We start from the raw sequence: 23535 nt of genomic DNA on the forward strand, positions 1-23535 counted from the left end.
GCCGCTTAGCCTCATCCTGAGGAGACCGCGAAGCGGTCGTCTCGAAGGACGAGGCGTGCAGTCAGACGTTGCCAACGTTGATATGCGATCGACCCTCTCCCTCCAGGGGAGGGTGAGCATCACCGCTTCTTCTGCTCGGGCTGGCGCGGTGGCCGCGGCGGCAGGGGCGTGCCGGCCATCTTGTTCGCGGTCTCGCTGACGTCGAGCAGCGAGCGGCGGATCTCCTCGAGATAGGTCGCCGATTTCTTCTTCATGGTGTCGGCGAGCTCGTGCAGGTCCTGCACCTTCTCGAACAGCTCGTCGGCCTTGCCGTTGACGAAGCCGGGGACCACGCTTTCGATCTTGGTGACCGCCTTGTCGAATCCCGCAAAGGCGCTGTCGACCTTGGCCATCACGGAATCGATCTCGCCGCCCTTGCTCCTGAGATCGGCGGTGTAGGTCTCGAACGTGCGCAGGCCCTCCTTGATGGCGGGCGCGTTGCTGACGATGGTGCGGTCGACGCTGTGCAGGGTGTCGACGATGGATTCGGCGTCGCTGAGATCGGCGGTCAGCACGGGGATGCCGTCCACATCCAGCGGCACAGGCGGCGCGGAAGGCGCGCCACCGATCAGCGAGATCGCGGCAACGCCGGTGAGCCCCTGGAACTCGATGCCCGCGACGGTGTCCTTGCGGATCGGCGCGGCGTTGTCGAGCATCACCAACGCCACGATCCGGCGCGGGCTGTCCAGCTTGATCGACAGGATCTGGCCCGCAGGCACGCCGTCGAAATTGACCGGCCCGCCGCGGCGCAGGCCGCTGGCGGAGCCGCCCTCGAACACCACGCGCAACTGGCTGCGGCTCTGGATGGTGCGCCATTTCTGCACGCCAAGCACGCCGCCGAACGCCACGGCGATCACCGCCAGCGTCGCCGTACCGATCACAAGATTGCTCGCGCGTGCCATGGGGCTGAGTCTACGGCCAAAGTGGGGAAGTTGGAAGAAGGCCGCAATGGTACGTAGGGCGGGTTAGCGAAGCGTAACCCGCCAACCCCTCTGGCGCGGATGAACCGGATTGGTGGATTACGCTGCGCTAATCCACCCTACGCCCTGCGGTCTCAATGTCCCGCCGCGCGTTTCGCCGCGGCATTGTTCAGCACGATCAGCGCATCGACGGCCACGCCCGTTTTGGTGTTGATCAGGAACGGATTGATGTCGATCGATGCAATCCGGTCGCCGGCATCCGCGATCAGGTTGGACAGGCCGACCAGCGCCTTCACCGCGGAGGCCTCGTGCAAGGCCGGCTTGCCGCGATAGCCGCGCATCTTGATGCCGGCCTTGGTGCGGCCGATCAGGAGCCGCGCTTCGGCCTCGTCCAGCGGTGCGCCGGCAAGTGCGACGTCCTTCATCAGCTCGATGTCGATGCCGCCCGTGCCGAACAGCACGACCGGACCCATTTCGGCGTCGAGCGAGGCGCCGACCACGAGCTCGAGATCGGCCTTGACCTGCTGCGCGACCAGGATGCCGTCGAGCTTCGGCTTGCCCTTCAGCTTGGCCACCCGCGCGGAAATGTCGGTGAAGGCCTTCTTCACCTCGGCCGCGCTGTTGAGGTTCAGCACGACGCCGCCGATGTCGGACTTGTGCAGGATCTCGGCGCTGACCACTTTAGCCACGACCGGGAAGCCGATCTGCTTGGCGATCTTCGCGGCCTCTGCCGCGGTCTGCGCGATCGCCTCCTTGGAGATCGGGATGCCATAGGCTTTCAGCAGCTTCTTCGAGGCGACTTCGTCGAGCGCCGCACCGTTCGCCGATTTCAGAGCCTTCTCCAGTACGGCACGTGCGGCAGGCTTCGATGAGGAGACGATGTCGGGCACTTCCTTGCGCAGCTTCGCGTACTCGAGCAGCGACTTGATCGCGGTAACCGCGCGGTCCATGCCCTGCATCACCGCGAGATGAGGGAGTGACTTGCGCAAGCCCTTGGTGAAGTCGGTGAAGCCGATCGACATCGCGCTGATATAGATCACGGGCTTGCCGGCCCCGCTCGCCATGTCGTTGACGATGCGCAAGTTCCGCTCGCGCAGCTCGTGCGGCGCCTTGGGCAGCTCGGCATCGACGATCACGATGTCGATATCGGGATCATCGATCATCAGCTTGATCGACTTCATGTAGACGGAGGGATCGACCACCGCGGCAAAGCCGGCGTCGAGGGGATTGCCGACGATCGAGCCCGGCCCGAGCATTTTTGCGAGCTCCGAGCCGACATGGGGGCTCAGCGGCGCGAAGTTCAGGCCTTCGGCATAGAAGGCATCCAGCAGCATGCCGCGCTTGCCGCCTGATAGTGTGACGGCTGCAAGCCGGTCGCCTTTCGGCACGGCCGAGTGGACGAAGCATTCCGTTGTCTCGATCAGCTCGTCGAGCCCGCCGACGCGGATCACGCCCTCACGCGTTGCGATGGCGTCGAACGTCTCGATCGAGCCCGCCAGCGCGCCGGTGTGTGCCATCGCCGCGGCGCGGCCGCCCTCGGACGCCCCGAGCTTGAGCGCGATCACCGGCTTGCTGGCGGCGCGTGCCGCCTTGCAGGCATCGCGGAACGCCTTGGTGTTGCGCACGCCTTCGAGGTAGACGACGATCACCCTGACGCTTGGATCTTCTGCGAAATAGCGCATCAAATCCGGCGTCTCGAGCCCGGCTTCGTTGCCTGTGGTCACCATGTAGCCGACCCCGACGCCGCGATCCTCCAGCGCCTGGCGGATCGCCATGACGATGGCGCCGGATTGGCCCGCGATCGCCACCGCGCCCTGTTCCATGGTGACGATGCGGTCGTCGATATTGGTGAAAAGCTTCTCGCCGGCGCTCAGATTGCCGAGGCAGTTCGGCCCGGTGACGGCGAGGCCCGTCTCGCGTATCGCCGCCTGCAATTCGGCGGCGAGCCTCTGGCTCTCGTCATCCTGCAGTTCGCTGAAGCCGGAGGTGACGATGGTGGCCGAGCGCGCGCCGGCCGCTGCCGCGTCGCGGATCACCTGCACGGCGAAGCGTGCGGGCACCAGCACCAGCACATGATCCGGCTTTTCCGGCAGGCTCGCGAAGTCCCTGTAGCAGGTGACGCCCCAGATGCTTTCGCGTTTGGCGTTGATCGGATAGAGCCCGCCCTCGAAACCGTATTTGACCAGATTGTTCCAGATGCGCTCGGCATAATTGCCGGGCTTGTCGGTCGCGCCCACCAGTACGATGTTGTGCGGGTGCAGCATGGCATGGATGCGCTTGACGATGTCGCTGGCGCCCGGCGGCGGAGACCATGGACGGGACGCGGACGCAGCAGACACATGGGCTTCCATGGCGTGACCTCACCTGTTGTTCTTATTGGTGGCGCGTCACTCTGTTCTATGGGGAGTTCTTCGGAGTGGCAACCATGCGAGTTGGCATGCCGTGTGGTGGAATGAGCAACGCTTCGGTGCGTCTCGCTGGATCGCGGGCGATCTATCTGTCGGCTTCGATCAATGTTGCGTGCAGGATGTAGCGCTCGGGGCCGGAACTGACGGCGTCGAATGGCCAGCAGGTCGCGAGAACGAGCTCGAAACCCTGCGCCGTGGCCTCGATGCCCGATGCATCGAAACGGACCACGGCCGACGAATCGGCGCGATAACGAAAATGTTGACCGTCGCTGCGCGTGACGTCGATGACATCGCCGATGGCAACGTTGCGCAGGAAGCGGAAATGCGTGTCGCGATGGGCGGCATAGACGGCAATCCCGCGTTCGCCCGCCTCCGGCGTGTGGTCGACATGGCCGGGTCCGAAAGCCAGCGCCTGTCCGCTCGAGCCTTCCAGCACGATGGCGCTGGCGCCGATCCGCTTGACCTCCACTCGCGCCACCGGCCAGGTGTCGGCCCATGACCATGGCTTCACCGCCTGTCCCGTCGCGATGCTTCGGTCGAACGCTCGCTCCAGCAGCGCCTGCGCGAGCCATGCCTTGGCGTGGATGTAGGCGCCGTCGCCGAACAGGATGAGGCCGAGGATGGCAAGGACGAGCGGAGAGATCAGGCGGGACATTCGTTCTGCATCCGTCAAAGAAAAAGGCGCGCGCGGCCGTTGAAAGGGACGGGCAGCCGCGCGCGCTAACAGAGGAGTTCGGGGTGCTCCTCTCTCAAGCGGCGTCGGTGAGCAAGGGCCGACGCCGACTGAACACGAACAGGACCAGGGCGAGCACGATCAGGACGAGGCCTGCGATCATCTTCAGCTCGGCCGAGGTTGCGGTCTTGGGCAGGCGGACTGCGTCTTGTGCGGCGGGGGTCGGCCGTCGCGTCGCCGGCAGATTGCGCGCATCGGCATGACGTTCGCGCAGCTGCGTCGGCGTCAGATGCGGCCGTTCGCCGAACACCTTCTCGAAATCCCACCCCGCAGGCAGGTTGATCGGCAGGTCGCTGAGCCTGAGCGGCTCGCCTGCGGGCCGGCTCGGCGTCTTGTCGACGGCGACGAGGCTGGTGAGCCGCGTGACGATCTGGTGGTCGAGCGCCAGCGCCAGGATCGCCTTGTCGGAGTCGTCGGGCGTCATCTCGCGCAGCGTGCGCGCCACCTCGGCATCGCCGATCTTGCGCCTCGCCCAGAGCTTCGACAGCCCCTTGCCTTCGGCGGCACTTTGCAGCGGCAGCGTGACCGACCACGGGCGGTCGCCGACGCGGCCCTTGATCTCGAGCGAGCCCGCGAGCTTGTCGAGTTTCGCCGCCAGCACCAGCGGCTCATCGCGATAGACGTCCGGAATGATCGCTGGGGTGATGTCAGCCTTGGCGTCGGAGAATTTTGCGCTGAGGCCGGTCACGGCAGGGTTTTCCAGCTTGGCGAACAGGCCGCGCATGCGCTCCTCGACCTGCTCGACCGAGCCGATATGGGTGAAGGCGCCGCGGCCGAGCTCGGCGGCGCGCGTCATCAGATAGGTGTTGGGCGCAGAGCCGATGCCGACCATGAAGATGCGCGAGCGGCCGCGCATCGCCGTGATGGTCTCGAACAATTGCTGCTCGTTGCCGATCGCGCCGTCGGTCAGGAACACGACCTGGCGAACCATGTTGGTGTCAGCGAGCTTGTCGGTCAGCGCGGCGCGCATTGCCGGCACCATCTCGGTGCCGCCGCGCGCCTGCAGTCCATTGACGAAACCGAGTGCTTCGCCGAGATGCGCGGGGTCGGTCGGCACGGAGGCTGAGAACAGCACGTCCATGGTGTCGTCGAAGCGAATGACGTTGAAGCGGTCATTGGGCTGCAGGCGGCCGAGCGCATAGAGCAGGCTCGCCTTGGCTTGCACGATGGACGTGCCGCCCATCGAACCGGAATTGTCGATCACGAACACGACCTCGCGCGGCAGCGGCTTCTGCGTCGCCTGCTCGGCGCTGGGCGGGGTGACGAAGGCGAGCAGATAGTCGGCATCGCCGACATGCTCGCGGAACAGGCCGACCGACGGCGCCTTCTCGGCGGCCGGCTTCCAGGTCAGTTCGAAATCGCGGTCGGCGGGGACAGCGCCATCGGCGAGCGTGACGACACGCGTCGACGCGTCCGGGCTCTCGATCTTGACGTTGTGGTGGTGGCTCTTGACCTCGCCGAGCGCAAAGCCGGCCTTCAGGCGCACCGTGATGCTGGTCGGATTGACCGGCGCAGCCTTGGCGGGATCGAGCACGGGAGGCGAGATGCGGTCGCGATCCGGCACGGGATCCGAATTCGTTGCGCCCCAGCCGGAGCCGTCCTTGCGGAAGTCGACGCTCTGCACGATCGGCGCCGGATTGTAGCGTGGGGCAACCACCAGCGGCAGGCGCAGCGAATATTCATTGCCGGACTGGTGGACCGGCTCCTGATATTCGATCTGCACCAGTACGGTCTCGCCGGGACCTATATTGGTAACCGAATTGGTGAAGATGTTGGGCCGCTCCTGCTCGGTGAGTGCGGCCTTCTGGCCGGCGCTGCGCGCCTGCTCGTAGATCACGCGGGCCTGCTGCCGCTCCTTGATGTCGCCGACGATGACGCGGTCGCCGACCACCATCTTCAGCGTGTCGACGGCGCCGTTGGTCGCGAGCGGGTAGACATAGGTGGCTTCGACCCAGTCCTTGGTCGGGTTGCGGAACACCTGCGTCACGCGGGCGCGCAGCGTCGGACCGGAGACCGTGATGTCGATGTCGGTCCCGAGGCGGATCGCCTCGGTGGTGGCGCCGTCCTCCTTCAGCAGGAGGCTGCCCGACCGTGCCTCGCCGGGCTGGAGCAGGCCGGCCTGCTCGGTCGTTGCCGACCAGCCGGTCCCGAAACTCACCAGCAGGGCCACGAAGGCGACCAGCAGCACCGCGATGCCCTGCGCGAGGAGAAACAATCCGACCTTGATCAGCCCCCTGAGCAGAGGGTGTTCGTCGCTGTCGGTGGTGTCGTAGCTGCTCATTTGGTCTGCTCCCGGAGCATGTTTGCTGGTCCTCAGCATCGGTCGGGAGGGCCGGATTTCGCGAGCAGAATGATCGGCAATGTTCCGCCGCCGCCGGCCGGACGGGCCCGCCGCGGGGGCGGCCATGTGCGGTTTTGTGCTGCTTTGTCCGGCCTGCTAGAATGGTGCTCCCAGGCAGGGTTGACGATGCAGATGCAGGCCGACAAGCAGCTTTCGGACGAGCAGAGCCGCGAGATCGCGGAGACCATTCGCGAGGAGCTGGCCAGGCGCCGGATCTCCCGGCAGGCCCTGGCTGAGCAGGCCAAGCTCAGCCTGTCGACCCTGGAGAAGGTGCTCGGCGGCCGCCGGCCGTTCACGCTGGCGACCACGGTCCGGCTCGAGCAGGCGCTGGGGGTATCCTTGCGCAAAAGTCCCGCCGTTGTGGCGCCGCCGCCGGCCGCGAACGACGTCGCGCCCGACAGCCTGGGCTCCTATGCGCATCGCGCGGTGACCTGGCTCGAGGACGTCTACATCACCTTGCGCCCGTCCTTCGGCGACAAGGACGCGATCTTCGCCTACCGCACCGAGATCGTCTGGGAGCCGAAGGTCTCATCGCTGGTCTTCCGCGAGGGTGAGCGGACGGATACCGCCTATGAGCACACCGGCGAGGTCGCCGTTCCCCACCAGTCCGGCTTCATCTATCTCGTCATCATCAAGCACGGCCAGCATCGCGTGATCACGGTGTCGCGGCCGACCGTTGCCGGCGAGATGTACGGCATCATCTCGACGCTTCGCGCCGGGCCCGGCTCGCAGCTAACGCCGATCGCCGCGCCGATCGCCTATGTGCCGCTGAAGAACATTCCGAAGCCGTCGCTGGGGCGGGTCGCGGCCGACGACGCCAATTACGCCCTGTATCGGAAGCATCTGCGCCGCACGGTGGAAGAGCCGTTCGCACTCTTCCTGCCGGCATAGCTTCATCTTGAAATAGCTTCATCTTGAAGGACATGGATAAAAAAATGGCGGCCTTTCAGCCGCCATCTTCCGTGCATGGACCGTCGGCGGCGCGCTAGCCGCTCGGCTCGGCGCTGATGATGTCGCCGAACAGCTCCCACTGGCCCTTCTTGAAGCGCCACATCTTGAGCTGCTCGATCGGCGCGAAGTCGGTGGCCGAGGTGTTGATCGTGATCCCCGGGATCAGCGTGTCCGGCACGAAGTTCTTCAGGCTGGCGGCCTGCTTCATCACGTTCTCACGCGTGAGATTGTCGCCCGACTGCTTCAGCACCTGAACCATCGTCTGGGCAGCCGCATAGCCGTAGACGAGATTCGCATCCGAGATGTTCGCGCCGGGCATGTACTTGTCGATGAAGGCCATGAACTTCTTCATGCCTTCGTCGTCCTTCCACTGCGGGTCCGACGCGTCCTTCAAATAGCCGGCCGACAGCACGCCTTCGGAGGCTTCGAGGCCGGCGGGCTTCATCACGGCGCCGATCGACACCGAGACGTCCGTCATCAGGTGCATCGGCTTCCATTCCAGCTCGGCGATCTTCTTGATGGCCTGCGCCGCGAATTTCGGGGTCGCGATGTTGACGAAGACATCGGCCCCGGTGCCCTTGAGCTTGACGATATGCGCGTCGATCGACGGCTCCGACGTCTCGTAGCTCTCTTCGGCGACGATCAGCTTCGATGCCTTGTCGCCGAACACGTCCTTGATGCCCGCGACATAATCCTTGCCGAAATCGTCGTTGGCATAGAAGATCGCGACCTTCGCGTCCGGCTTCTCCTTCAGGATGTACTTGGCGAAGATCCGCGCCTCGACGCGGTAGCTCGGCTGGAAGCCCATGGTCCACGGAAAGTTCTGCGGGTCGTTCCACTTGCTGGCGCCGGTGGCGAGGAAGAGCTGCGGCACCTTCTTCGAATTGTGATATTTCTGCACGGCGGTCTGGGTCGGCGTGCCCAGCGCGTTGAACACGAGGAAGACCTCGTCGCTCTCGATCAGCTTGCGGACCTGCTCCACGGTCTTCGGCGGCGAATAGCCGTCGTCATAGGAGATCCAGTTGATCTTGCGGCCGTTGATGCCGCCCTGATCGTTGATCATCTTGAAATAGGCTTCCTCGGTCTTGCCGATCACGCCATAGGCGGAGGCCGGACCCGAATAGGCCTCGACATTGCCGATCTTGATCTCGGTGTCGGTGACGCCGGTATCGTATTTCTTCTGCGCCTGGGCGCCCTGGGCCGAGAGCAATGTCAGGGCCGCCGCTGCGGCGAGCAGGGAGAGTTTCTTGTTCTTCATGGAAATTCCTTGGGTTTCTTGTGGGTTGGCAGGCACTTCAAAAAAGAAAAGCGCCCGCAAGGGGCGCTTCGATCAGGCGTTGGCGACTTTCTTGTCGACCTCCGAAGCGACGGAGAATTCCTTGCGCAGGGTCGGCTTGTGGATCTTGCCGGTGGCGTTGCGCGGCAGCGCCGTGACGAAGCGGATCTGCCGCGGGCACTTGAAGCGCGCCAGATTTGCGGCGCAATGTGCGAACACGTCCGCCTCGGTCAGCCGCTCGCCCGGTTTGACCGCGACAATGGCAAGGCCGACCTCGCCCCATTGCGGATCAGAGATACCGATCACTGCGGCTTCCGCGATCGCGGGCAACTGATGCAGCACGTTCTCGACCTCGGCCGGATAGACGTTCTCGCCGCCGGAGATGTACATGTCCTTCCAGCGGTCGACGATGTAGTAGAAGCCCTCTTCGTCGATGCGTGTGGCATCGCCGGTGTGCAGCCAGCCGTCGGTGAAGGAGGTCTTGTTCGCCTCCGGCCTGTTCCAGTAACCCGGCGTGATGTTGGGACCCTTGACCCAGAGCTCGCCGAGTTCGCCGACAGCGGCATCGCTGCCATCGGGCCGGACGATGCGCACCTCTGTGTGAAGCACCGGCTTGCCGGCGGAGCCGGCCTTGCGCGCCGCATCCTCGCGATCGAGCACCAGCACGGCCGGCGAGGTCTCGGTCATGCCGTAGCCCTGCTGGAGCGCGACGCCGCGTGCTTCCCAGACCTTCAATAGCGGCACCGGCATCGGTGCGCCGCCGACACCGCCGACGATCAGCCTGCCGAGGTCGGTCGTGGCGAAAGCCGGATGCTGCGCCATGAACTGGTAGATCGCGGGCACGCCGAAGAACACGTTGATGCCCTGGGCGGGATCGTTGATCAGGCCGAGCGCCGTGCCGGGATCGAAGGCGCGCATGATCATCACGGTGCCGCCGGCATGCAGCACCGGATTGGTGTAGCAATTGAGGCCGCCGGTATGAAACAGCGGCAGCACGGTGAGCAGCACCGAGGACGGCCCGATGCAGGCAGGGCCGCCGAGATTGACGCAATTCCAGAAGGTCATGCCATGGGTGATGGTCGCGCCCTTCGGATGTCCCGTAGTGCCCGACGTGTACATGATGGTCGAGACGTCATCGAGCGTGACTTCTTCAGCGCGGTCGAGCGGCTTTGCTGCGGCGATGCCGGCCTCATAGGCCCCGCCTGGCCCGAGCAGCAGGTTTGTCGGGATGTTGCAGAGCTTTGCGACCGCAAGCGCCGTTTCGGCGAGATCGGTGTCGTGGATCATCACAACAGGCGCGCAGTCGCCGGTGATGAATTGCAGCTCGGGAACGGTGAGGCGGGTGTTGAGCGGCACGAAGATCGCACCAAGCCGCCCGCAGGCGAACTGCACCTCCAGCGTATCGGTCGTGTTCAGCGCCAGAACCGCGACGCGGTCGCCGCGCGAGACCTTCAACTTGTGGCGCAGGAACGAAGCGAGCCGCGAGACGCGGGCGTCGAGCTGCGAATAGCTGAAGCGGCGCTCGCTGGCGAGATCGATCACCGCAACCTTGTCGGGTGTGCGGCGGCCATGGTGGGCGATCCAGTCGTAGTAACGAACGGCCAAAAATCCCTCCCTCGGCGGTCTTTTGCCGCCTGCATTCCCGTCGCTGTGCACCGTGCCCGGCGTGGCCCTGGGGCCAGCCGGAGTTTGTGCACCACGTCTTTTTTTGATTTGGAGTTGGCCTGTGGGGGGTGAAAATCGTCTTGCGTTGAGTTGCTAGGCCGCGAGCTGCCGTGGAGCGGTTCCCCAGTCAGCCACTCTGCGCAAGTGGACGGCTGTCGTTCCGGCCATGGTGGACCGGACGAATCCGCCAGAGGGCGAGTTGCGATGAAGAGCCCATTCTATACCGCCGAGCACGACGCCTTCCGGGACGTCATGCGCCGCTTCGTCGAAAAGGAGATCGCGCCGTTCGCCCACGACTGGGACGAAGCCGGCGAATTCCCCCGCGTGCTCTATCGCAAGGCGGCTGAGATCGGCCTTTTGGGACTCGGATTCCCCGAGGAATATGGCGGGATCGCCGCCGACCAGTTCATGAAGATCGTCGCCAGCCAGGAATTGGCGCGGGCCGGCGCCGGCGGTGTCAGCGCCAGCCTGATGAGCCACACTATCGGCTCGCCGCCGATCGCGCGGGCGGCGCGCCCTGAAGTCAAGGCGCGCGTGTTGCCGCAGGTGCTGGCCGGCGAGAAGATTTCCGCGCTCGCGATCACCGAGCCGGGCGGCGGCTCCGATGTTGCGAACCTGCGTACCCGCGCCCGACGCGACGGCGATCACTACGTCGTGAGCGGCGAAAAGACCTTCATCACCTCGGGCATGCGCGCGGACTATCTGACCGTTGCCGTGCGCACGGGCGGCGAAGGCGCCGGCGGCGTCAGCCTGCTCCTGATCGAGGGCGACACGCCCGGCCTGTCCAGGACAAAACTGAAGAAAATGGGCTGGTGGGCCTCCGACACCGCGACGCTGCATTTCGACGACTGCCGCGTGCCGGCCGAGAACCTGATCGGCGAGGAGGGGCAGGGCTTCAAGATCATCATGCGGAATTTCAACAGCGAGCGCATGGGCATGGCTGCGGGCTGCACCGGCTTCGCGCGCGTCTGCCTCGACGAGGCGATTGCCTATGCCAAGGAGCGCAAGACCTTCGGCAAGCCGCTCGCCCAGCATCAGGTCATCCGCCACAAGATCGTGGACATGGCGCAGAAAGTGGCAGCCAGCCAAGCGATGCTGGAGATGCTGGCCTGGCGGCTGGAGCAGGGCGAGAGCCCGGTCGCGGAGATCTGCATGATGAAGAACCAGGCGACCCAGACCATGGCGTTCTGCGCCTCGGAAGCCGTGCAGATCTTCGGCGGTGCCGGCTTCATGCGCGGCATCAAGGCCGAGCGCATCTACCGCGAGGTCAAGGTCAACGCCATCGGCGGCGGCACCGAGGAGATCATGAAGGATCTGGCCAGCCGGCAGATGGGGTTGTAGCCGCGTTCTCCGTCATGCCCGGGGCTGTCCCGGGCATCCACGTTCTTTCTGCCGGGTGACCAAGCCGTGGATGGCCGGGACAAGCCCGGCCATGACGAGCACATCAGAGATACCGAGGGCTGAGCTGACAAAATGCTATTCACCGCCGACCATGACGACATCCGCCGTAGCTTGCAAAAATTCATCGCCAACGAGATCAACCCTCATGTCGATGAATGGGAGAAAGCCGACATCTTCCCGGCGCATGCGCTGTTCAAGAAGATGGGCAGCCTCGGATTCCTCGGATTGAACAAGCCGGTCGAGTTCGGAGGCTCGGGCCTCGACTATTCTTACGCGCTGATGATGGCGGAAGAGCTCGGCGCCATCACCTGCGGCGGCGTGCCGATGGCGATCGGCGTGCAGACCGACATGGCAACGCCGGCGCTGGCGCGCTTCGGCTCGGACGAGGTGCGCCGCGAATTCCTGGCGCCTTCGATCTCCGGCGACTTTGTGGCCTGCATCGGCGTCTCCGAGCCGGGCGCGGGATCGGACGTGGCCTCGATCAAGACCAACGCGCGCTCCGACGGCGACGATTACGTCATCAACGGCGGCAAGATGTGGATCACCAACGGCACGCAGGCCGACTGGATCTGCCTGCTCGCCAACACCGGCGATGGGCCCGTTCACCGCAACAAGTCGCTGATCTGCGTGCCCATGAAGAGCAAGGGCGTTCAGGTCGCGCGCAAGCTCGACAAGATGGGCATGCGCTCCTCGGACACCGCGCAGATCTTCTTCGACAATGTCCGCGTGCCCAAGCGCAACCGGATCGGCGAGGAGGGCAAGGGCTTTACCTACCAGATGATCCAGTTCCAGGAGGAGCGGCTCTGGGGCGCGGCGGCCTGCCTCAAGGCGCACGAATACATCATCGACCAGACCATCGCGTACACGCGCGATCGCAAGGCCTTCGGGAAGTCGATCCTCGACAATCAGGTCGTCCACTTCAAGCTGGCGGAGATGCAGACCGAGGTCGAGTTGCTGCGCGCGCTGATCTATCGCGCGGCCGAGCAGCTCGTCGCCGGCGAGGACGTGACGCGGCTTGCGACGATGGCCAAGCTGAAAGCCGGCCGGCTCGGCCGCGAGCTCACCGACGCCTGCTTGCAATTCTGGGGCGGAATGGGCTTTACCAACGAGACGCCGGTCAGCCGCGCCTATCGCGACAGCCGCCTGACCTCGATCGGCGGCGGCGCCGACGAAGTCATGCTGATGGTTTTGTGCAAGATGATGGGCACGCTGACCGGCAGTGGTAAGGGGAACGCTTGATGATCACGCTCTATCACTGCGACGCCGCGCGCTCGTTCCGTCCGCTCTGGATGCTGGAGGAGATGGGGCTGCCGTATGAGCTGAAGATGCTGCCGTTCCCGCCGCGCGTCTTCGCCAAGGAATACCTTGCGCTCAATCCGCTCGGCACGATCCCCTTCATGGTCGACGGCGAGACGAAGATGACGGAGTCCTCCGGCATCTGTCATTATCTCGGTACCAGATACGCCCCGACGCCGCTGATGGTTGATGTCGCCGATCCCGCCTATGGCGCGTTCCTGAACTGGATGTATTTCAGCGATGCCACGTTAACCTTCCCGCAGACGCTGGTGCTCAGATACACCCAGCTCGAGCCGGAAGAGCGGCGCAATCCGCAAGTCGCCACCGACTATGCAAAATGGTTCCTGGGCCGGCTGCGCGCTGTCGAGGCAGCAACCGCGAATGCCGAAACCTTGTGCGCGGGCCGCTTCACCGCCGCTGACATTGTCATCGGTTACGCGCTTCGCCTCGCCGACAATATCGGGCTCGCCAAGGATTTTGGGCCAAATGTCGCAGCCTATTGGGCGCGACTGCAGCAACGCGACGGCTTCAAGCGCGCCGTTGCTGCGGAGCAAAAGGCCGGCCAGGAGCAGAATGTTGCGCCGCGCGTGAGGGCGTAGTGGTCGTCCCGGCCTAGCGCGCAAGTGCGCACGGGGGCCGGGACCCATACCGCGGAATTTCTCGATTGCGGATGGTCGTTGTACCGAACGACGTGCCTTCGCCAAACTGTGTGCGGTGGTTATGGGTCCCGGCCTTCGCCGGGACGACAGTGAACGAGAGTTCCGGGCGCGTCTCCCAACAGTCCCGGAATGGTAACCTTTCGCGCGTCCATGACAGCGCTATCCCGTCGTGACAGCGCCCAAATTTCCGCTAAGGTGACCTCCGTCCGCAGCGGCCAGAGAGCCGCGCGAGGAGGAGCCCAATGGAATATAACGGTCGCGAATCCGACCATCTGATGCTGATCACGCCGGAGCGGGTGTTCTATGCCGGCCTGCTCGGCCGCCCCCGCAAGCGGACCCCGGGCTGCTGCCATGTCTACGTGGCGGTGAAGGGCAATCTGCACCTGACCATCGATGACGCTCTCGCCTCCGGCGAGCTGTTCGTCACCCTGCCGAACCAGCGGCATTCCATTGCCAGCGACTATCGCACCGCCATCAGCGTGACGCTCGAGCCGGAGAGCATGCCGGATGGCGTGCTCGAAGCCCTGGCCGAGCGACTGATGGGACCGGACCGCGCGGCCTATGCCCGCAAGATCCTGGCCGCTTACGCATTGCTGCGCCAGCGCCGCTACGGCGACATCACCACCGCCGAATTCGACGAGATGTGCTTCGGCGAGGCTCTGCCGCGCCGCGTGCTCGACCCGCGCGTGACGCGCGCGGTCGCTCGCATCGAGCGCTTCTCCGGCGAGCCGGTGACGGCGGATACATGCGCGGCCGAAGCGGGCCTCTCCGCCTCGCGCTTCCTGCATTTGTTCAAGGAAGAGACCGGCATCTCGTTCCGCTCCTTCCGCGCCTGGAAGCGCGCGCGGCATTTGCTGCACTTCGCCAACCAGGACCTCAACCTCGCCCATCTCGCGCAGGACATCGGCTATCCCGATAGCACCCATTTCAGCCATTCGATCCGCCGCTTCTACGGATTGAAGCCGCGCGCGATCTTCGTCGGCTCGCGCGACCTTGCGATCTATCGCAGCACCGAGACGGTGCGGGAGTTGGCGGAGGCGGGCTAGCACCGCTCTCGTAGGGTGGGCAAAGGCGCTCTTGCGCCGTGTCCACCACCTCTCGGCAATTGGCAAAGGCGGTGGGCACGTTTCGCTTTGCCCACCCTACGAAAGCGCGCCCTGTCTCAGCTTCTCCGCGCAAGAAGCCGCATGCCCCGCATCACATGATCGCCCACGTTGAATTCTCAACGTGCGAGATATTTTTGGCATGAGCGACAAGGCCGTCATCACCTGCGCGCTGAACGGCGTGCTCACCGATCCGAAGCAGCACAACGTGCCCGTGACGCCCGAGCAGATGGCGCGCGAGGCCAAGGCTGCGTTCGATGCCGGTGCGTCCGTCATGCACATCCACCTGCGCCAGCAGGCGCCGGGCAAGGGACACCTGCCGTCCTGGGAGGTCGCGGTCAGCAAGGAGATCCAGCAGGCGATCCGCGAGGCCTGCCCGGGCGTGATCATCAACCACACCTCCGGCGTGTCAGGGCCGAATTACTCCGGCGCACTCGACTGCATCCGGGAAACGAAGCCGGAGATCGCCGCCTGCAACGCCGGCTCGCTGAACTATTTGAAGGTGAAGGCCGACAACACCTGGGCCTGGCCGCCGATGATGTTCGATAACGCGGTCGAGAAGGTGAAGGACTATCTCGACGTCATGAACGCGGTCGGTACCATCCCCGAGTTCGAATGCTTCGACGTCGGCATCGTGCGCTGCGTCGGCATGTATCACCAGGTCGGCATGTATAAAGGCCCGCTCGAATACAATTTTGTCATGGGCGTTGCGTCCGGCATGCCGTCGGACCCCGAGCTGCTGCCGATCCTGATCAAGCTGAAGCGGCCCGAAGCGAAGTTTCAGGTCACCGCCATCGGCCGCGAAGAAATCTGGCCGCTGCATCAGCGCTGCGCCGAGCTCGGCGGCCATTTGCGCACCGGCCTCGAGGACACTTTCTATCTCGCCGACGGCACGAAGGTGACGTCGAACGGCCAGCTGATCGAAGCCATCGCCGCCTGTGCAAGGCGCGCCGGCCGCGAGGTCGCGTCACCGGCCGAGGCACGGAAGATCTTTGGGACGAATCGGTAACTCAAATCCTGTCATTCCGGGGCACGCGAAGCGTGAACCCGGAATCTCGAGGTTCCGGGTTCGATGCTGCGCATCGCCCCGGAACGACGGAGCAAGTTGAACGTGTCCATTCTTGAAAACACCATTTCCCCCGGCAGCGCGGCCTATCACGCCAACCGTGACGGCATGCTCGGTCTGATCGACCGCATGCGTGCGCTGGAAGAGCGCACGCGCGCGGCGTCCGCTGCCGCGAAGGATCGTTTCCATAAGCGCGGCCAGCTGCTGCCGCGCGAGCGCGTCGCGCTGGTGCTCGATCCCGGTGCGCCCTTCATTGAGCTGTCGACGCTTGCCGGCTACATGTTCGACGTGCCGGACGCGAACAAGAGTGTGCCCGGTGGTGGCGTCATCGCCGGCATCGGCTTCGTCTCGGGCATCCGCTGCATGGTCAGCGCCAACGACGCCGGCATCGATGCCGGCGCACTGCAGCCCTATGGCCTCGACAAGACGCTGCGCGTGCAGGAGCTCGCGCTGGAGAACAAGCTGCCTTATGTGCAGCTCGTCGAAAGCGCCGGCGCCAATCTGCTGCGCTACCGCGTCGAGGATTTCGTCCGCGGAGGCAACATCTTCCGCAACCTCGCGCGGCTCTCGGCGGCAGGCCTGCCCGTCGTCACCGTCACGCATGGCTCCTCGACCGCGGGCGGCGCGTATCAAACGGGCCTCTCCGACTACATCGTCATGGTGCGCGGCCGCACCCGCGCGTTCCTCGCAGGGCCGCCGCTGCTGAAGGCCGCGACCGGCGAGATCGCGACCGAAGAAGAGCTCGGCGGCGCCGAGATGCACACCCAGGTCTCCGGCCTCGGTGACTACCTTGCCGAGGACGACCGCGACGCACTGCGCATCGCCCGCGAGATCATGGCCGCGCTGGAGTGGGAACGGCCGAACAAGGTGGCTCCCGAGTTCAAGCCGCCGCGCTACGACCAGGACGAACTGCTCGGCATCATGCCGATGGACCACAAGCGCCCGGTCGACATGAAGCAGGTGATCGCGCGCATCATCGACGATTCCGACTTCACCGAGATGGCGCCCAACTACGGCCCGGCCACCGTCTGCGGCCATGCCCGCATCGAGGGGCAGGCCATCGGCATCATCACCAACAATGGCCCGCTCGATCCCGCCGGCGCCAACAAGGCGACGCACTTCATCCAGGCCTGCTGCCAGACCCGCACGCCGATCCTCTACCTCAACAACACCACCGGCTACATGGTCGGCAAGGCTTATGAGGAAGCCGGCATGATCAAGCACGGCTCCAAGATGATCCAGGCGGTGACCTCCGCGACGGTGCCGCAGATCACGATCTATTGCGGCGCCTCCTTCGGTGCCGGCAATTACGGCATGTGCGGACGCGGCTTCCATCCGCGCTTCTGCTTCTCCTGGCCCAACGCCAAGACCGCGGTGATGGGCGGCGAGCAGGCGGCCGAGACCATGGCGATCGTGACGGAAGCCGCCGCCGCGCGCCGCGGCAAGCCGGTCGAGAAAGAGAAGCTCGATGCCATGAAGGCGCAGATCGTCGGCGTGTTCGACGGTCAGATGGACGTGTTCTCGACCAGCGCCCGCGTGCTCGACGACGGCGTGATCGATCCGCGCGACACCCGCGCGGTCCTGTCCGAAGTGCTCGCGATCTGCCGCGAGGGTGACACGCGCACGCCTCAGCGCATGCAATTCTCGGTGGCCCGCCCATGAGGAACGGATCAGTGCATCACCGCCCTTTCTTCAAGATCCTGGTCGCCAATCGCGGCGAGATCGCACTGCGCGTGATGCGCAGCGCGCGGCAGCTGGGCCTCGGCGTCGTCGCAGTCTATTCGGACGCCGATCGCGATGCGCTCCACGTGCGTCAGGCCGATCAGGCCGTGCGCATCGGCGAAGCGCTGCCGGCGCAATCCTATCTCAACATCCCCTCAATCATTGCCGCGGCCAAGGCGAGCGGCGCGGATGCCGTTCACCCCGGCTATGGCTTCCTCGCCGAGAACGAAGATTTTGCGCAAGCCTGCAGGGATGCCGGGCTCGTCTTCATCGGCCCGTCGCCGCAGGCGATCGAGGCGATGGGCAACAAGGCCGGCGCCAAGGAGATCATGAAGAAGGCCGGCGTGCCCGTCGTGCCCGGCTATCAAGGCGCCGATCAGGGCGACGAAATCATGCTCGCGGAAGCCAGGAAGATCGGCTTCCCTGTGATGATCAAGGCGGTCGCCGGCGGCGGTGGCCGCGGCATGCGGCTGGTTGCCGACGCCGCCTCGTTCCCCGATGCGCTGCGCAGCGCTCGATCGGAGGCCAAGGCGGCGTTCGGCGATGCCACCGTCATCCTCGAGCGCGCCATCCAGAATCCGCGCCATATCGAGATCCAGGTGTTCGGCGACAGCCACGGCAACGCCATCCATCTCGGCGAGCGCGACTGCTCGGTGCAGCGGCGGCACCAGAAGCTGATCGAGGAGGCGCCGTCGCCCGCGGTCACGCCGGAGCTGCGCGCGAAGATGGGCGAGGTCGCGGTATCCGCGGTGAAGGCACTGCGCTACGAGGGCGCCGGCACGCTGGAATTCCTGCTCGATGCCAGCGGCGAGTTCTACTTCATGGAGATGAACACGCGTCTCCAGGTCGAGCATCCCGTCACCGAGGCGATCACCGGGCTCGATCTTGTCGAGCTGCAGCTCCGCGTCGCGCGCGCCGAGCCATTGCCGGTGAAGCAGCAGGACATCAAGTTCTCGGGTCACGCGATCGAGGTGCGGCTGTGCTCGGAAGATGCCGCACAGGACTTCATGCCGCAGTCCGGCCGCATGACGCGCTGGCAGGTGCCTGACGGCATCCGCGTCGAGCATGCGCTGCAACCGGGTTCGGAGATCCCGCCGTTCTACGATTCCATGATCGCCAAGGTGATCAGCCACGGCGCCACGCGCGAGGAGGCGAGGGGACGGCTGATCGTCGGCCTCGAGCAGCTCACCGCGTTCGGCGTGACGACCAACCAGGCCTTCCTGATGTCCTGCCTGCGCCATCCGGGCTTTGCCGGGGGCGAGGTGACGACCGCCTTCATTGGCGCGCATCGCGACGAGCTGCTGGCGCCGCGCGCGGATGCCGCATTCGACACGGCGCTGGCGGGCCTGCTGCTCTACGTCACCAACCCGCGCGCGCCGTCCTGGCAGGGCGGGCGCAGTCTCGCCGCCACCTTTCCGTTGCCTGCGAAGATCGAGATCGCCGGCCACACGCACGAACTCGAAGTCACGCGCGAGCGCGATGGCAGCTACACCGTCGCTGCCGATGGCCGTCAGGACAAGTTCGAGATCGATCAGCTTGACGCTGACGCGATCCGCTTCCGCCATGATGGCGTGATGGACAGCGCAAAATTCCTGCGCGATGGCGATCGGCTGTACGTGCAGCACCGCGGCATCCCCGCCGCGGTCACCGATCTCACCCTCGCAGCACCGAAGACCGCTGCGAGCAACGGCGGCGACGGCAAGGTCCGCGCCGCCATGAACGGTCGCATCGTCGCCGTCCTGGTCAAGCCGGGCGATCGCGTCACCATCGGCCAGCCGGTGATGACGCTCGAAGCGATGAAGATGGAGCACGTCCACAAGGCCGGCATCGACGGCATCGTCGCCGCGATCGACGTCGCCGAGGGCGAGCAGGTCACGACGGGCAGGATCGTCGCGGAGATCGGAGCCGGCTAAGGCGGTACCGTAGGGTGGGCAAAGGCGCGAAGCGCCCTGCCCAGGGAGGTCAAGCGTACCCGGGGTGGTGGACACGCTTCGCTTTGGCCCCCTACGGAACCTGCCGTTCGGCGAGAATTTCAATGATTTCAATGAAGTTTCGGCGCATAATGGCCTCGCAGGGTGACCGTTGAACAACGTTCAATCTTGAACTATATTGAACATTGTTCATTTTGTCGGGAGGCCCGCATGCAGCGCGCAACTGATTCCCCTCCAGAGACCAATGCTACGTCCCGCTTCCTGCCGTCCCGGCTTCCCCTCGCCGGAGCACAGGTCGGCGAAACATACCTGAGCGCCGCTGTCCTCCTCCTGGTGCTGGCGGCAATCTTCGCGCCGGCTCTGTCTGCCTCCGCCTGGCCGATCCCGCATTACGTCGACAGTCGCAGCTGGTTCGGCTTGCCCAATGCCGGCGATGTGCTGAGCAACCTCGCCTTCCTCGCGCTGGGTGTCTGGGGCCTGGTGCTGCTGCGCGCCCGTCCCGATGCGCCCGCGGGCACAGGCTGGCTCTTCGTGGGGCTGATCCTCACTTGCGTGGGCTCGACTTTCTATCATCTCGCTCCCGACGTGCCGCAGCGCCTCGTGGCAGATCGCCTCGGCATGGCGGTGGCATTCGCGGGCCTTCTCGGCATCGCAGCCAGCGAGCGCGTCAGCATGCGCGCCGGCCGGGTGCTGGTGCTGCTGATGATGGTTGCGGGTCCGCTCGCGGCCTGGGTGGCGCGCGACAACATCACGCCATGGGCCGTCGTGCAGTTCGGCGGCATGGCGCTCGCGGTGGGACTGGCGTTGACACGACCTCGCCCCGGTGCGCTTGGCGTGCCGCTCGGCGGCGTGATCTTCTTCTATGTGCTGGCCAAGCTCTTCGAGCTCGGCGATGCGACCGTGTTCGAAGCGACGGGGCATCTTGTCTCGGGTCATACGCTCAAGCATCTCGCCGCCGCGCTGGCTGCGTGGCCGGTGATTAGCACGCTCCGTGATCGTAGGGTGGGCAAAGGCGCATAGCGCCGTGCCCACCATCGTGTGGTGATCGCAGTTTGGAATGGTGGGCGCGCTTCCGCCTTCGCTCTTCGAGCTACGGCGGACAAGTCGCTTTGCCCACCTACGAGCCCTACGCAACCGCGTTGTTTCGCCCCGTCCCCTCATTCAGCAGGCACGCCACCTGGTGCCCGTCGCCGGCATCCAGCAGCGCGGGGCGCTCCGTCCTGCAGCGCTCCATCGCGAACCGGCAGCGGGTGTGAAACGCGCAGCCGGACGGCGGATTGACCGGGCTCGGCACATCGCCATCGACCAGCGGCACCAGCTTCTTTGCGAGCGGATTGGCGACCGGCACCGAGGCGAGCAGCGCCTGCGTGTAGGGATGCCTGGGGTTGCGGAACAGCTCGTCCTTGTCGGCGATCTCGACGATGCGGCCGAGATACATCACGGCCACGCGATGGCTGATATGTGCGACCACGGCGAGGTCGTGCGCGATGAAGAGATAGGAGAAGCCGTGCTGGCGCTGCAGGTCGATCAGCAGGTTGATCACCTGCGCCTGGATCGAGACGTCGAGCGCGGACACCGGCTCGTCGCAGACGATCAGGCGCGGCTCCAGCGCGAGCGCGCGGGCGATGCAGATGCGCTGGCGCTGGCCGCCAGAAAACTGGTGCGGGAAATTCTGCATCTGGTCCGGCCGCAGGCCCACTTGCTCGAACAGTCTTGCGACCCGCGCCTCCAGCTCCTTGCCGCTCGCGAGCCCGTGCACGGCCAGCGGTTCGCCGACGATGTCGCCCGCGGTCATGCGCGGATTGAGCGAGGCAAAGGGATCCTGGAATACGATCTGCATCGAGCGGCGGTGCGGGCGCAGCGCGGTCTTGGACAGATGCGTGATGTCCTCGCCCTCGAGCCGGATCTGGCCCGAGGTCGGCTCGACCAGCCGCAGCACGCTGCGTGCCACCGTCGACTTGCCGCAGCCGGATTCGCCGACGAGCCCGAGCGTCTCGCCGGTGCCGAGCGAGAACGAGACGCCATCCACCGCATGCACGGTGCCGACCTGCCGGCGCAGCACGCCGGCGCGCACCGGATAGTGTTTCGTGAGGTCGGTGACCTCGAGCAGCGCCTCGGTCATGCCACCTCCGCCACTTCTTCCGCGCGCCAGCAGGCTGCGAGATGGCCGCCGCCCCAATCCGCCAGCGGCGGATATTCGGCCTCGCAGCGTTTCACCGCGAGCTTGCAGCGCGGTGCGAAGGCGCAGCCTTGCGGCAGCCGCACCAGCGAGGGCACGGTGCCGGGAATTTCGTTCAGCCGCGCCTGCGCGGGAGCGCCGGAGGCCGGCACCGCCGGGATCGAGGCCATCAATCCGCGCGTATAAGGATGCTTTGGCGCGGCGAACAGCGCCTCGACGCCGGCTTCCTCGACCTTCCGCCCCGCATACATCACGATCACGCGCTGCGCGGTCTGCGCGACGACGCCGAGATCGTGCGTGATCAGCACGAGGCCGGTGCCGAGCTCCCTCTGCAGGTCGAGGATCAGCGCCAGGATCTGCGCCTGGATGGTGACATCGAGTGCGGTGGTCGGCTCGTCCGCGATCAGCAGCGCCGGCCGGCAGGCCAGCGCCATCGCGATCATCGCGCGCTGGCGCATGCCGCCGGAGAGCTGGTGCGGATACTCGCGCGCACGCCGCGCCGGTTCGGGAATGCGCACCAGGCGCAGCATCTCGACCGCGATCTCACCGGCCTCCTTCCGCGACAGGTTGCGATGCAGCCGCACCGCCTCGACGATCTGGTCGCCGATCCGGATCACCGGATTGAGCGAGGTCATCGGTTCCTGGAAGATCATGGAGATGCGGTTGCCCCTGACTGCGCGCATCTGCGCTTCGTCCAGCGCCAGCAGGTCGGTGCCTTCGAGCGTGACGGAGCCGCCGACGATGCGGCCGGGCGGATCGGGCACGAGCCGCATCAGCGACAGCGCGGTGACGCTCTTGCCGCAACCGGATTCGCCGACGATCGCCAGCGTCTCGCCGCGCTTCACGGTGAAGGACAGGTCGTCCACGGCCTTGAACAGGCCGGAATTGGTGAAGAACACCGTCTTCAGGTTCTTCACGTCGAGCACGAGATCGGATTTGTTCGCCATCAGCCGCGCTGCCGGGGATCGAGGATGTCGCGCAGGGCGTCGCCGAACAGGTTCGCGCCGAACACGGCGAGGCTGATCGCGATGCCCGGGAAGATCACCAGCCACGGCGCGGTGCGGACATACTCGGCGGCGGATTCGGAGAGCATGCGGCCCCATGACGGGTAAGGCTCGGGAATGCCGAGGCCGAGGAAGGAGAGCGAGGCTTCGGTGAGTATGGTCGAGCCGAGCTGCGCGGTGGCGAGTACGATCAGCGGCGCCAGCGTGTTCGGCAGCACGTGGCGGAGCGCGATGCGGACCTCGCTCATGCCGATCGATTTGGCGGCCTCGACGAAGGGCTGCTCGCGCAGCGCCAGCGTGTTGGCGCGGATGACGCGCGACACGGTCGGGATCAGCGGAATGGCGATGGCGATGATGACGTTCGGCAGCGACGGTCCGAGCGCGGCCGTCATGATCAGGGCCAGCACCAGCAGCGGCAGTGCCTGCAGCACATCGGAGACGCGCTGAAACACGAGGTCGACCCAGCCGGAGAGATAGCCGGAGGTCAAACCGACGATGACGCCGATGGTGCCGCCGAGCGCGGTCGATCCGATCCCGACCGCGAGCGAGATGCGCGCGCCGTGGATGATGCGGCTGAACACGTCGCGGCCGAACGAGTCCGTCCCCATCCAGTGTGCCCAGCTCGGCCGGGCCAGCGCGCGGGCGGAATCGACCGTGAGCGGATCGTAGCGCGCAATGAAGTCGGCAAAGATCGCGGTGAGCACGAACACCGTCATGATGATGAGTCCGGCCGCGCCCAGCACGTGCCGCTGCGCCATGAACAGCACGCGCCGCCACCCGCCAGTCGCATGCGCCCCGGCGCGTCTCAGTTCAACATCGAAGTCGATCGCGGCCAAACAGC

The 23535-nt window shown here is 65.7% G+C and carries 18 protein-coding genes; 9 read left to right on the forward strand and 9 right to left on the reverse strand.

Annotated features, from left to right (window positions below; all coding sequences use genetic code 11):
* Positions 1-119 precede the first annotated feature (119 nt).
* The 4 genes from A7X65_RS15505 to A7X65_RS15520 form a co-directional block, all read right to left on the reverse strand.
* The gene (locus A7X65_RS15505; RefSeq protein ID WP_063686192.1) at positions 120-941 is read right to left on the reverse strand and encodes an MlaD family protein; all 822 of its coding nucleotides are present in this window, start codon (positions 939-941) and stop codon (positions 120-122) included.
* 152 nt (positions 942-1093) lie between these two features.
* Complete coding sequence (locus tag A7X65_RS15510; RefSeq protein ID WP_063686194.1) at positions 1094-3310, reverse strand: acetate--CoA ligase family protein; 2217 nt, start codon at positions 3308-3310, stop codon at positions 1094-1096.
* Between the two features lie 142 nt (positions 3311-3452).
* Positions 3453-4022 (reverse strand): class GN sortase, encoded by a 570-nt coding sequence (locus A7X65_RS15515; RefSeq protein WP_063686196.1) that lies wholly within the window; start codon positions 4020-4022, stop codon positions 3453-3455.
* A 94-nt stretch (positions 4023-4116) separates the two neighbouring features.
* Positions 4117-6381 (reverse strand): marine proteobacterial sortase target protein, encoded by a 2265-nt coding sequence (locus A7X65_RS15520; protein WP_063686198.1) that lies wholly within the window; start codon positions 6379-6381, stop codon positions 4117-4119.
* A gap of 186 nt (positions 6382-6567) precedes the next feature.
* On the opposite strand from A7X65_RS15520, the gene A7X65_RS15525 reads away from it, so the two are divergent.
* Positions 6568-7332 (forward strand): helix-turn-helix transcriptional regulator, encoded by a 765-nt coding sequence (locus A7X65_RS15525; protein WP_063687714.1) that lies wholly within the window; start codon positions 6568-6570, stop codon positions 7330-7332.
* Positions 7333-7426: 94 nt separating this feature from the next.
* Here A7X65_RS15525 and A7X65_RS15530 read toward each other — a convergent pair whose 3' ends face one another.
* A complete protein-coding gene (locus A7X65_RS15530; RefSeq protein WP_063686200.1) occupies positions 7427-8650 on the reverse strand; it encodes an ABC transporter substrate-binding protein in 1224 nt (407 codons plus the stop codon).
* A gap of 72 nt (positions 8651-8722) precedes the next feature.
* Positions 8723-10273: an acyl-CoA synthetase gene (locus A7X65_RS15535; protein WP_063686202.1), complete on the reverse strand. Its 1551-nt coding sequence runs from the start codon at positions 10271-10273 to the stop codon at positions 8723-8725.
* A 264-nt stretch (positions 10274-10537) separates the two neighbouring features.
* On the opposite strand from A7X65_RS15535, the gene A7X65_RS15540 reads away from it, so the two are divergent.
* The 8 genes from A7X65_RS15540 to A7X65_RS15575 all read left to right on the forward strand — a co-directional run bounded on the left by A7X65_RS15540 (position 10538) and on the right by A7X65_RS15575 (position 20531).
* On the forward strand, positions 10538-11674 hold the full coding sequence (locus A7X65_RS15540; RefSeq protein ID WP_063686204.1) for an acyl-CoA dehydrogenase family protein: 1137 nt from the start codon (positions 10538-10540) through the stop codon (positions 11672-11674).
* A 132-nt stretch (positions 11675-11806) separates the two neighbouring features.
* Positions 11807-12973 (forward strand): acyl-CoA dehydrogenase family protein, encoded by a 1167-nt coding sequence (locus tag A7X65_RS15545; protein ID WP_063686206.1) that lies wholly within the window; start codon positions 11807-11809, stop codon positions 12971-12973.
* On the forward strand, positions 12973-13629 hold the full coding sequence (locus A7X65_RS15550) for a glutathione S-transferase family protein (protein WP_063686209.1): 657 nt from the start codon (positions 12973-12975) through the stop codon (positions 13627-13629). Before A7X65_RS15545 ends, A7X65_RS15550 begins: the two co-directional genes overlap by 1 nt.
* Positions 13630-13931: 302 nt before the next feature.
* Positions 13932-14735, forward strand: coding sequence for a helix-turn-helix domain-containing protein (locus tag A7X65_RS15555; protein WP_063686211.1), 804 nt, complete (start codon positions 13932-13934; stop codon positions 14733-14735).
* A 199-nt stretch (positions 14736-14934) separates the two neighbouring features.
* Entirely contained in the window at positions 14935-15801 is an 867-nt protein-coding gene (locus A7X65_RS15560; protein WP_063686213.1) for a beta-keto acid cleavage family enzyme, read from the forward strand.
* A 102-nt stretch (positions 15802-15903) separates the two neighbouring features.
* Positions 15904-17520 (forward strand): acyl-CoA carboxylase subunit beta, encoded by a 1617-nt coding sequence (locus A7X65_RS15565; protein ID WP_063687715.1) that lies wholly within the window; start codon positions 15904-15906, stop codon positions 17518-17520.
* The gene (locus tag A7X65_RS15570; RefSeq protein WP_063686215.1) at positions 17517-19493 is read left to right on the forward strand and encodes an acetyl/propionyl/methylcrotonyl-CoA carboxylase subunit alpha; all 1977 of its coding nucleotides are present in this window, start codon (positions 17517-17519) and stop codon (positions 19491-19493) included. Before A7X65_RS15565 ends, A7X65_RS15570 begins: the two co-directional genes overlap by 4 nt.
* A gap of 228 nt (positions 19494-19721) precedes the next feature.
* Positions 19722-20531, forward strand: coding sequence for a hypothetical protein (locus tag A7X65_RS15575; RefSeq protein ID WP_063686216.1), 810 nt, complete (start codon positions 19722-19724; stop codon positions 20529-20531).
* A 106-nt stretch (positions 20532-20637) separates the two neighbouring features.
* Here A7X65_RS15575 and A7X65_RS15580 read toward each other — a convergent pair whose 3' ends face one another.
* The 3 genes from A7X65_RS15580 to A7X65_RS15590 are packed head-to-tail and all read right to left on the reverse strand — an operon-like array spanning position 20638 to position 23530.
* Complete coding sequence (locus A7X65_RS15580) at positions 20638-21633, reverse strand: ABC transporter ATP-binding protein (RefSeq protein ID WP_063686218.1); 996 nt, start codon at positions 21631-21633, stop codon at positions 20638-20640.
* Complete coding sequence (locus A7X65_RS15585; protein ID WP_063686221.1) at positions 21630-22637, reverse strand: ABC transporter ATP-binding protein; 1008 nt, start codon at positions 22635-22637, stop codon at positions 21630-21632. Before A7X65_RS15585 ends, A7X65_RS15580 begins: the two co-directional genes overlap by 4 nt.
* Positions 22637-23530, reverse strand: a complete 894-nt coding sequence (locus A7X65_RS15590) for an ABC transporter permease (protein ID WP_063686222.1) — start codon at positions 23528-23530, stop codon at positions 22637-22639. The genes A7X65_RS15585 and A7X65_RS15590 overlap by 1 nt, the downstream gene beginning before the upstream one ends.
* Positions 23531-23535: the final 5 nt, after the last annotated feature.

Origin of the sequence: Bradyrhizobium stylosanthis (genome assembly GCF_001641335.1) — a bacterium.
GTDB classification, from domain to species: Bacteria; Pseudomonadota; Alphaproteobacteria; order Rhizobiales; family Xanthobacteraceae; genus Bradyrhizobium; species Bradyrhizobium stylosanthis.